Here is a 9,697-nt window from a genome sequence, read left to right as displayed (position 1 = left end):
CGGTGTTTTTCAAGATAGTTGTCACTCTTTGTTTAAATATTAAGCTGCATTTATTACGCCTTCTTCTGGTGCCTTATCTGGGTTGAGTGTTACAGCGCCAACCGCTTCACAATTTCTGATCTCTGTAGACCAACGCATCGGTTTTCTTTCCTTCGCCGCCTCAAGCACTTTCTTGCGCTTCGCTAAAATAGCGCCATCTTGCAGTGCATGACGTTGCCCTGGTGAGACAAAATTTAGCTGGCTGTGTTTATGCTCATCGTTGTACCAGGTTACAAACTTTTCCACCCATTCTCTTGCTGTTGCTAAGCAGCTAAAACCTGATGCCGGCCACTGTGGGCGGTATTTCAACGTTTTAAATAACGACTCTGAAAAGGGGTTGTCATTACTCACCCGCGGCCGACTTAATGATGCCGTAATACCAAGCTCTTCCAGCTTGGCTTTCATGGTCAGTGACTTCATCGGCGCCCCATTATCAGAATGCAGCACTAATGGCGTGTTAAAGCATTGCTCGCGTAACAGACAGCGTTGGATTAGCGCAGCGGCATATTCCCCACTTTCTTGCTCATGAACTTCGTAACCCACTATTTTTCTACTGTAAATATCTTCAAACAGGTACAAATAGTAGAACTGGCCTTTGACGATTGAGGCTAAATAAGTGATGTCCCATGACCACACTTGATTCGGCCCATCTGCCCGATAACTCAACGGTTTGCTTCGATTGACCGCAGCCTGAGTGCGGCCACGATGGTTAAGTTGACCATGAGCATTTAACACTCTGTAGAAGCTGGATTCCGAGGCGATATAAATCCCGTTATCTAATAATGTTGGCACAATTTGCGACGGGGGTAAGCTGGCGTACTCCGCTTGATTGCACACACTTAATATCTGTTGTCGCTCATGTTCTTCGAGTTTATTTGCTGGCTCTGGTCGAGCTGCTGTTGGCCTTAAATCAGCTTGCACTTGACCTTCTCGATACCAACGTCGATAGGTACGCTTACTGAGGCCCGTTTCAGCACAAGCCTTATAAAGGCGAGCACCCTGGGTATACGCCTCTTGGATTAAGGCAATCAATGCGATGCGCTCAGGCAAGGGGGTTAGCTCTCCTCGCTGTCGTCCCCCCAGAGCGCATTGAGCTTTTTTCTGAGCACCAGTAACGCAGCAGCTTCAGCCAGCGCTTTCTCCTTATAGCGCAATTCCCGTTGCAGCGATTTGATTTCGGCTTTGTCAGCCTTAGCCTGCTGTTTAATGGTTTTAGTTTGTACTTCTGAGGTTTGAAAACCAGCTAAACAATCCTGTTTCCACTGCTGTACTTGCTCGCGGAACAAGCCCTTTTCACGGCAATACTGGTTTATCTCCGCTTCCGACAGCGGCGCTGTTTCAATAATCACGGCAAGTTTTGCTTCAGCCGACCAATCATCGGCTGTTAATGTTTTACCTGGCACGGGGCGACCTTCTTTTCTGGCAATATCTCGCCAATGATACAAGGTTTGCACCGCGATGCCTTCTTCCCGAGCGACCTCTGCGACCGTTAAGTTGTGAGGAGGTAATAATTTTTTAAGGATCGCTTCTTTACGTTCTGGTGAATACCGAGCCATATCGTTCTCTTTTGCCGCACCCTGTCTTTAAACATAATGATTATTTAGGGGTGACAACAATCCTGACACAGGGGGCCTAAGACGCATAAAAAATAGAGTTAAACCGCCCCGACTATATCAGAGGCTGATTTACTTGAGGTAGGCAGCAATATCTGACAGGATTAAACTATCATAATAGTATTTTTCAAATTCAATATTGCTATACAAGCTTTACCATCATTTTGCTTTAAAACTTAATATTCAAGATAATCTCTAATTGGACGCTTCTTAAATTGAGAAGCGTCCTTTTTAAGGCGATTAATCATTTCGAATTCCCACATACTCATATCTTGACCAGCTGGGCTAGTCGAACTAACCAAATCATTATAGTCTGCTATAAAACTAGGGTTACGAGCAATGCGACCTAGTTGTTTATCATTTAATCCATCAACGGTGAACATATCTATGCAAACGTTTTTCTGCTTTGCGTTCTTCGGTTTGCTCTTAGCTAATACTTTGAATTTAAAGCCTGTTATGGTTCTGCCTTTTTTGACCTGTTCATAACTGACTTTAATATCTGACTTCTCATTAATCTCTTCGATTGAAGAATCTAAAATACGTTTTTTAAAGTTATCCATCCTCGTATATTCTTCATCACCTATACCTAACTGCTCCCTAAATCTTTTCAATTCAAAGACAGGGGTGTTTTTAGTGCTTTTCCATTGTATAAGCAACTCATATAATCGCACTGAGTAAGTGCTTTTCATATTTGCAGTTTGTTCTAACATATATGACGTGAAAAATTTTTCAAAGCCATCAATTCGTACGATCTCATTCACAACATCATAAGTAAAAATTATTGATATTGAAGCCATACCTTTTACATGCTTAGATCGTTGTATCCATCGTGACTTAACAGGCTCATCGTACTCATCAAGAAAAGAGAACCGACGTTCAAATAAATTTTTTTCTGCATCTACAATTGCTTCATAAGCAGTTTGGAGAGTTACATTGAAAGCTTCTGCGTAACGTGCAGCTGATATTAGTAATGGTTTATCAGTGCTTATTCCCTCACCTGTCTCACGAGCATCAACAATAGCTAGCTGTATTATTCGAACTTCTGACAAAGATAGGTTTTGTATTGCAGTATTTAACCTATTTGACTTCACTACTAAATCTGATTTACGCATATATACAAATCCCTTTATTAATAACCTCATATTATTATAATGTAGTTATAACTACAAGTTTTTATTGTGAGGTTATCATCAGGAATATGTAGGGTTATCATCAGGAATATGTAGGGTTATCATCAGGAATATGTAGGGTTATCATCAGGAATATGTAGGGTTATAGACTCTACAAACCTTTACAAACAAGGGATGCATAGGATGGAAAAGCATTTAAAAGCATTTAAAAGCATTAAAAACCTTTTTGGTTGTTAGTAATTAAAATAATAAGAGAAAAGAGTAGTAAAAATAGTGATCAACTGAATATAAGTAAGTTCAAATTGTTTGAAAATAAACATATAACCTTTAATTCTATAGGGATAAAACCATCATATTTAGCCCACTACGAGGTTTTAAGTCTCATTTGGCATTCTGCTAGGTAAATCATTTTAAAACCCTTTAAACGGCTAATATAAGCTTACACAGTCACTTTTTGATCTATATCAATTAAAACTTGTAGAAGACAGCTGTTATCTCTAGCAACTTTCATAAATATGTCACCAATGATCAACCTCTTATCATCGAATTGATTTCCAAAAAATCCCTTGTATCAGCTGATACAAGGGCAATATATATTTAAGTGTTAATCCAAACTATTGTAAGCTTTCATTCCTGCTTTATCGACCAATCTTTGAGCATTGCCAACTTTGTTAGGTGCTGCCACCTCTCTTAATATCAATAACGATTCTAGCATTATCGGCATCAAAGCCTTGACCATATCATTCTGATTTGAGGTGTTCTCTGCCGATTTTGATCCTTCGTCGTCCGACTGCAATAAGTGCAGAATCTCACTAATATCTCCTTTCATAAACTGAAGATCTTCAAGAAAGTTATTGGTATCTGACTCCAATTTTTTTTTCAAGTAGACGCCAGGAGATAGCCCTTCCTCTGCTGCTATCGCTTCTAGTTTTAGGTAGACCTCAGGCTTTAATCGGAATGATACAGTAGGAGTGTGCATAATTATCCTTGTTTGCATAATGTAGACATTAATATATCATATAAATCAGTTACTTGAGTCTATTTTGTTTGCACTTTGCATGCAGAGAAAAGCGTCTTAAATCAGGTAAGTTGCTGATTTAAGACGCTTTTTTTCATCCCGATAGGGTGCGTATGGTGTAGTCATTAAATTGAATAATTTAATGACCAAAAAGCAGGTAGAAAAATCGGTTATTTTCTACCTGTAGTAAGCCTTTTTAGCTAAAAAAGCTTATAAGAGCGTTACGTTAGCAAATCGTTAGCAAATCGTTAGCTAGATATGAGCAAATCATGAGCAAATCATGAGCAATTACTGTATGATCGATTAAAAGTTAGCAAATCGTTAGCAAATCGTTAGTTAGATATGAGCAAATTATGAGCGTTTTTATAATTGAGATAATTGGTTTCAGGAATAGATGGAGATAGGAATTTATGGCTAAGAGAACAAAGTTTTCCAAATTTCGTGATCTTTATGAGGTGATCGAAGAGCTGGCTATTTCATATACTTATGAAGGTGTGGTTGAGATATTAGCTGAGCGCCATGACCTCATTCTAACGACTGGCACACTGACCAATTATCTTTATCGCTATAGAAAAGAATCAAAAGAATTGTCTGTCGCTACAGATAATTCTAGCAGTAATATTGCGATTAAGCCTGAGATGAAAAAACAAATTTTTGTTGATTATTATTCTAATGACACAATTCAAGAGAATGATGTAGATACTAGTGCGAAATCACATGTAGATCCAGAGATGGACGACCTGGATGCTGCTATCGAAGAGGCGAGGAAGAAAATTAGGAATAAATCGTACAATAGATCAATTCTTAATAGAGGGTAGGAGAAGTTATGAGTATGGTCGGTGTATCAGTAGCAAGTAACCATTTCATGGTGTTTGAAGACGCGCAACGAGAATACCACCGTCAAATGGGGCGTCTTAACACCTTTGGTTTAGAAAACGAAGCTCATAGCGATAGCATACGTAAAAAGATGTTTGAGCTAAAAGATGAGGAAAGTATGCTAAGAGAATGTAGCGCGAGCGAACTCTACGTCATACAAAAACAGCTAAAACAGAAAATTGATGATTTTCTGCGTGGACTGGATGAGTAACACATTACTATCACTGTTCGTAAAAGACTAAAATTATTGAATTGACAGTACTTATCGCTTATATTAAATGTACATATATAAACGATAAGTACTGTTATGAGCACAACCAATTATAATATTCGTCTGGATCAAGAATTAAAAGATAAGGCGTTTTCGGTGCTTGAGGGCTATGGCTTAACGCCTTCGCAAGCGATTAAGTTATTTTTACATCAGGTAGCCGAAACCAATAGCATACCGCTGTCTTTTGTTTATCATACAATGCCTAGCACCAATGCACTTGAAGACGGTGATCAATGATTAAATTTGAATGGGATGAACAGAAAAATAGCAGTAATCAACGCAAACATGGCTTATCCTTTGTGTTTGCGTCAACAAGACCGCTATGAAAATGGTGAAGAACGGTGGCAGCATAGTGTCATCTGATTCTATGGTTGGTGTCAATATCATTGCTAGATTCCAGGATAAGGCGAAAAAGACTGGTGGCAAATACCAAGATATGATTAACGAAGCGCTAGAAGAGTATTTGTTAGATCATTAGTCGATAAAACCACAGCGTCTAAAACACCCACCACTTTTTCTTTTTCTCAACCATAGCTACGGTTGAGTTGTCTGTTTTCTCTCTCTCTTGTTCAAGTGGCGGCTCATCGCTTATTTCAGGTTGCTTAAACTCTAGCAGTCTCACTTGTGCGAAATCCTGAATAATGGCGTTGGCTTTATCCAGCGTTTTGTTCAATAGTCCTATCTGCTGCTGATAATTTTCAATTAACTTCTTTTGATCGCTTACCTGTTGACTGAGGTGTTCATTCTTGAGCTTTTCAAGTGCTAATAGGTGTTCAATGTCCGTATTGTACTGAACACTGTGGTTGTTCAAAGGCGTACTTTGGACAGTGTTCGCTGAACGTTCAGTACGTTTTTTAGAAATTGGCTCACCAAACACGCGCAACATCTCAGATGTGTCTATTTTCTTATCTGATGTTCTGGAAAGCTCGCCATCATTGACTTTCTGATAGATCGTAGTTCTTGATACACCCCATTCTTTTGCCGCTTTCGTCACTGATATGTTCATTGTTCACCTAGTGTTCAAGTACGTTTTTAGAAAGTGTTCAGTACAAATCTCCAGAACGTTCAAGCAACTATGCCATTAACTTATCTATGAGACAAAGAATTATATATCTGACGGCTTTTTTAAGCATAGAGGTATAGGTCTGAAATGTAAATTAGCTGTCTATAATCTACCGTGGTATACTGTACTGCTCTGTCAAAGAACAGCAATATATGAGTTAAGTCTATTTGCTGCCTCCAAATTGAAATTATTTGTATTTACATTTCTTAAGTGTCTTTTGCGGTTCATCTAGCATACTGTAAAACACATACACTTCTAATTTTAAAATTCTCAGAATCTCTTGCTTTCAAATATCAACTAATCAACCTAAGGAGGTTATTATGAAATATTCAGCTATTGCTATTGCCAATGCTTTTATTGAACAAGCTAATAATGGAAAAACTAATAACTTAACTCCAATGAAGTTGCAAAAGTTAATGTTTTTTGCTCAGTCATGGTATTTAAAGTCAAATAATAGCCCTTTGTTTGATGGTTATTTTGAACGATGGCAATATGGTCCTGTTTTACCTGAAATTTACCATGAGTTTAAAGTTTTTGGTGCTAGGAGTATCAACAGTTTTGGTTACAGTATGTGGAGTGAGTTCCAAACAGTACCTGCTGCTGATGAACAAGTAATCGAATTTCTAGAACAAATAATTAATGCTTATGGTGATTATAGTGGTACTCAACTGTCTTGGATGACACATCAGCCAGAAACCGCATGGTCGAAAGGAAAAGTAGGAACGCTTATCAACTTCGAAGAAATGGCTGAAGGTAGAGTGTGATAATGTGAAACTAGATATAAAAACAACTTTTGAAGATATTGAAGACATTAAAGAGAGTAGCGTTAATCAAGATACGCTACTCTCTTTTCCTATTTCTAAAGGGTCTATTACAAAATCTGGTAATGTTATACGTTCTTATATGAAAGAATTGGATTCAATTTCTAAAGGTACAATAAGTGAGGAAGAATTTAGAGAAGCACTACTTATATTAAAGCTTTATCGAGAAAACCATATTCCATCTCTAGAATATTTTTTGGCTTTATTAGAGAGCAAGTTAAAACGTTTGCAGATCTTTGAACAAAGCATTGTTTCTTCTCGTTCAAAAAGGTTGGAGTCTATAGCTAATAAATTAGTTGTAAGAACAACTATGAGACTGGCTCAAATGGAAGATTTAGTAGGTATAAGAGTTACCTTACCCGATATGGAAGCTTTAAATCGGTTCTTAGATGACACTTATAGCTGTGAGATAACTAACTCTGATTGTATTTTTGATGATTTCCACACTACAAATTATATCTTAGAGCCGAAGCTTGATGGCTATAGAGGAATACATCAAATATTCAAATGTAAAGCTGATGGAAATAATGTTTTTATATTAGAACTGCAAATCCGAACTAAAATTCAACATGAGTGGGCAACTGTAGTAGAGATATTAGGAACTTTGCATCATGTTTCGTTTAAAGCAGGTCAAGGAGACGAAAATTACCTACGTTTTCTTGAGTTATCAAGCGTTCTTTTTTCAATTGAAGAGTGTGTTCCTGTCATTGCCACTTATGAAAAGTTAACCCCATCAGAAGTGTGTGCTAAGTTGATTGAATTGGATAAAAAACTACAAATTATTGAGACGTTAAGAGGTTTTAATTCTATATCTTCACCCAAGCAAAATATCGAAGCAAAATATTATTTAATCCAACTAAACCTCTATACTCATGAGACAAAAATTTTGCCGTATAACGATGAACACGATGCCAATCAAGATTATGTAAAATTAGAGCAAGACTACCAAAGAAGTAATAATTTCGATGTTGTTTTGGTATCTGTAGATGATGTCAGTAAAATTGAAGAAGCATATCCGAATTATTTTTTAGATAGTAATAATTTTATCAGTAGATACACTAAATTATTAACAAAATATTCATAAATAAAACGCAGTCTTAAAGGCACTACTTTTTTACATTGTAACTCTCATAGTAGGAGATACGGTATACTTTCAGGACAAGTCCGTTACAGGTAGTTCGCTAGTAACAGTCTGTTTTCAGTGGTCTACCAGCTCGATTACAAGCCTAGTCAACTGATTGACTTAGAGCATAGTGTTATTATCATATTTTTAATGTTATTTATGAAAGAGTACAATTTCTGATGGTAAGAAAGTCTTTTTGGGATTATCTATGGGGTACTACTACAAGCTCAGGAGGGGCAATTTTTATACTCATAACTGGTGCATGTGGTTTTGCATCTTATTTTTTTGTACCTACTATAGAAGTATCATCGACATATTTATCAGCAGTCCTGTGCATAGCGTTTGTTCTGATTTATGTTGTATTTAATACTTCCTATGCAATATATGAAGATCTCCTAAAAAAGTTAAATAGCCTTCCGCTTAGACCAAAAGTCATAGCTGCAAGAGCGCCATCCAAATACTATAGTGCGTACATAGCCGTACTTGTTACAGAGCCTACAGAAAGTCTGACGAATGATAGTATAGTTTCAATCTACTTTTTAGTAAGTGAATTTGAAGAGCTAATAGCTATTGGGAAAGTAATCAACGTTCAAGACGACAAAAAAGTGCATGTTTTAATCACGTATGATCATGATCTTCAAAAACATCGCGATGCTATAATGAATAACGAAAAAGAAGCACTAGGAAAGATAGTATTAAAATCTGCAATACCTAGTTTCATAATTCCAGGAGCGTTTGATTTTGGATAATACACTATTTAGACCATTTCCAGCTATGGTTGTCAAAAAGAGCAGTCCATTCGAACTTGTGATTAACAGAGGTTCTATAGATGGAGTAGAGGTAGGAGATACATTTCTAGTTTACTATATAGATCCTGAGGAACTTATAGACCCTGAAACTCAAGAGAGCCTTGGGAATTTAGAAGTCATAAGAGGTACAGGAGTAGCGACCCATGTCCAAGAAAAAATGACTACGATAAAATCTAACCGGTATGAAAATAATTCTGGGAAAATTATTCGTAGAAATTCCAGCCCATTTGCTGGAATTTCTGCATTAATTGGAAGTGAGACTATAGAACAACCTGCAAAAGACTTGATACCGTTTGACGAAGCAACACAAGAAGATAAGGTTAAGAGATACTAAGAGACGCCTCTTAAAATGCTTCGCAGTTTAAGAGGCGTCTAAAACAGGATTTTTATTTATTGGAGGATTACCAATCACACTATAATCACTCCAAACCTACGGTGTTTTTCAAGATAGTTGTCACTCTTTGTTTAAATATTAAGCTGCATTTATTACGCCTTCTTCTGGTGCCTTATCTGGGTTGAGTGTTACAGCGCCAACCGCTTCACAATTTCTGATCTCTGTAGACCAACGCATCGGTTTTCTTTCCTTCGCCGCCTCAAGCACTTTCTTGCGCTTCGCTAAAATAGCGCCATCTTGCAGTGCATGACGTTGCCCTGGTGAGACAAAATTTAGCTGGCTGTGTTTATGCTCATCGTTGTACCAGGTTACAAACTTTTCCACCCATTCTCTTGCTGTTGCTAAGCAGCTAAAACCTGATGCCGGCCACTGTGGGCGGTATTTCAACGTTTTAAATAACGACTCTGAAAAGGGGTTGTCATTACTCACCCGCGGCCGACTTAATGATGCCGTAATACCAAGCTCTTCCAGCTTGGCTTTCATGGTCAGTGACTTCATCGGCGCCCCATTATCAGAATGCAGCACTAATGGCGTGTTAAA

Annotated in this window: 13 protein-coding genes and 1 pseudogene; 9 read left to right on the top strand and 5 right to left on the bottom strand. The window is 37.6% G+C overall.

The annotated features are described in order from the left end of the window. Window positions 1–39: 39 nt before the first annotated feature. The 3 genes from W293_RS0106115 to W293_RS0106100 form a co-directional block, all read right to left on the bottom strand. A protein-coding gene (locus tag W293_RS0106115) for an IS3-like element ISSpu6 family transposase (RefSeq protein ID WP_086022276.1) occupies window positions 40–1,595 on the bottom strand; the annotation gives its coding sequence in 2 pieces (ribosomal slippage) (window positions 40–1,133 and window positions 1,133–1,595; 1,557 coding nt in all). Between the two features lie 233 nt (window positions 1,596–1,828). Further along, the gene (repM, locus tag W293_RS0106105) at window positions 1,829–2,764 is read right to left on the bottom strand and encodes a replication initiation protein RepM (RefSeq protein ID WP_025651587.1); all 936 of its coding nucleotides are present in this window, start codon (window positions 2,762–2,764) and stop codon (window positions 1,829–1,831) included. Between the two features lie 622 nt (window positions 2,765–3,386). Then, on the bottom strand, window positions 3,387–3,761 hold the full coding sequence (locus W293_RS0106100; RefSeq protein ID WP_025651586.1) for a hypothetical protein: 375 nt from the start codon (window positions 3,759–3,761) through the stop codon (window positions 3,387–3,389). Between the two features lie 449 nt (window positions 3,762–4,210). Between W293_RS0106100 and W293_RS0106095 the strand changes: the two genes are divergently transcribed. The 5 genes and pseudogenes from W293_RS0106095 (at window position 4,211) to W293_RS17605 (ending at window position 5,425) form a co-directional block, all read left to right on the top strand. Continuing rightward, window positions 4,211–4,618 (top strand): hypothetical protein, encoded by a 408-nt coding sequence (locus tag W293_RS0106095; protein ID WP_025651585.1) that lies wholly within the window; start codon window positions 4,211–4,213, stop codon window positions 4,616–4,618. Between the two features lie 8 nt (window positions 4,619–4,626). Further along, window positions 4,627–4,887: a hypothetical protein gene (locus W293_RS0106090; protein WP_025651584.1), complete on the top strand. Its 261-nt coding sequence runs from the start codon at window positions 4,627–4,629 to the stop codon at window positions 4,885–4,887. Window positions 4,888–4,983: 96 nt separating this feature from the next. After that, complete coding sequence (locus W293_RS0106085; protein ID WP_025651583.1) at window positions 4,984–5,184, top strand: type II toxin-antitoxin system RelB/DinJ family antitoxin; 201 nt, start codon at window positions 4,984–4,986, stop codon at window positions 5,182–5,184. Next, window positions 5,181–5,295 (top strand): annotated as a pseudogene (locus W293_RS17610) (BrnT family toxin); the annotation flags it as partial. The gene W293_RS0106085 and the pseudogene W293_RS17610, both read left to right, overlap by 4 nt. Then, on the top strand, window positions 5,270–5,425 hold the full coding sequence (locus tag W293_RS17605; RefSeq protein WP_156915587.1) for a hypothetical protein: 156 nt from the start codon (window positions 5,270–5,272) through the stop codon (window positions 5,423–5,425). The pseudogene W293_RS17610 and the gene W293_RS17605, both read left to right, overlap by 26 nt. 18 nt (window positions 5,426–5,443) lie before the next feature. On the opposite strand, the gene W293_RS0106075 is transcribed toward W293_RS17605, so the two are convergent. Further along, window positions 5,444–5,953, bottom strand: coding sequence for a plasmid replication DNA-binding protein (locus tag W293_RS0106075; RefSeq protein WP_025651582.1), 510 nt, complete (start codon window positions 5,951–5,953; stop codon window positions 5,444–5,446). A gap of 377 nt (window positions 5,954–6,330) precedes the next feature. Between W293_RS0106075 and W293_RS0106070 the strand changes: the two genes are divergently transcribed. From W293_RS0106070 to W293_RS0106055, 4 genes are all read left to right on the top strand, one after another. Continuing rightward, entirely contained in the window at window positions 6,331–6,774 is a 444-nt protein-coding gene (locus tag W293_RS0106070) for a Panacea domain-containing protein (RefSeq protein ID WP_025651581.1), read from the top strand. A gap of 4 nt (window positions 6,775–6,778) precedes the next feature. Continuing rightward, the gene (locus W293_RS0106065; protein WP_025651580.1) at window positions 6,779–7,915 is read left to right on the top strand and encodes a RelA/SpoT domain-containing protein; all 1,137 of its coding nucleotides are present in this window, start codon (window positions 6,779–6,781) and stop codon (window positions 7,913–7,915) included. 218 nt (window positions 7,916–8,133) lie between these two features. Further along, window positions 8,134–8,703, top strand: a complete 570-nt coding sequence (locus W293_RS0106060; RefSeq protein WP_025651579.1) for a hypothetical protein — start codon at window positions 8,134–8,136, stop codon at window positions 8,701–8,703. Next, window positions 8,696–9,097 (top strand): hypothetical protein, encoded by a 402-nt coding sequence (locus W293_RS0106055; RefSeq protein WP_025651578.1) that lies wholly within the window; start codon window positions 8,696–8,698, stop codon window positions 9,095–9,097. Before W293_RS0106060 ends, W293_RS0106055 begins: the two co-directional genes overlap by 8 nt. Window positions 9,098–9,235: 138 nt before the next feature. On the opposite strand, the gene W293_RS0106050 is transcribed toward W293_RS0106055, so the two are convergent. Beyond that, the coding region (locus W293_RS0106050; protein ID WP_025651577.1) for an integrase core domain-containing protein at window positions 9,236–9,697 on the bottom strand (462 nt) is incomplete at its 5' end.

Source organism: Psychrobacter sp. TB67 (genome assembly GCF_000511065.1).
GTDB lineage: Bacteria > Pseudomonadota > Gammaproteobacteria > Pseudomonadales > Moraxellaceae > Psychrobacter > Psychrobacter okhotskensis.
The sequence above is the reverse complement of the archived record's forward strand: the minus strand, read 5'-3'. Positions and strand labels throughout refer to the sequence as shown.

Excerpts from the sequence above, each read along its gene's own strand:
- repM (WP_025651587.1), bottom strand. The coding sequence starts at position 2,764 with ATGCGTAAATCAGATTTAGTAGTGAAGTCAAATAGGTTAAATACTGCA.
- W293_RS0106100 (WP_025651586.1), bottom strand. The coding sequence starts at position 3,761 with ATGCACACTCCTACTGTATCATTCCGATTAAAGCCTGAGGTCTACCTA.
- W293_RS0106095 (WP_025651585.1), top strand. The coding sequence starts at position 4,211 with ATGGCTAAGAGAACAAAGTTTTCCAAATTTCGTGATCTTTATGAGGTG.
- W293_RS0106090 (WP_025651584.1), top strand. The coding sequence starts at position 4,627 with ATGAGTATGGTCGGTGTATCAGTAGCAAGTAACCATTTCATGGTGTTT.
- W293_RS0106085 (WP_025651583.1), top strand. The coding sequence starts at position 4,984 with ATGAGCACAACCAATTATAATATTCGTCTGGATCAAGAATTAAAAGAT.
- W293_RS17605 (WP_156915587.1), top strand. The coding sequence starts at position 5,270 with ATGAAAATGGTGAAGAACGGTGGCAGCATAGTGTCATCTGATTCTATG.
- W293_RS0106075 (WP_025651582.1), bottom strand. The coding sequence starts at position 5,953 with ATGAACATATCAGTGACGAAAGCGGCAAAAGAATGGGGTGTATCAAGA.
- W293_RS0106070 (WP_025651581.1), top strand. The coding sequence starts at position 6,331 with ATGAAATATTCAGCTATTGCTATTGCCAATGCTTTTATTGAACAAGCT.
- W293_RS0106060 (WP_025651579.1), top strand. The coding sequence starts at position 8,134 with ATGGTAAGAAAGTCTTTTTGGGATTATCTATGGGGTACTACTACAAGC.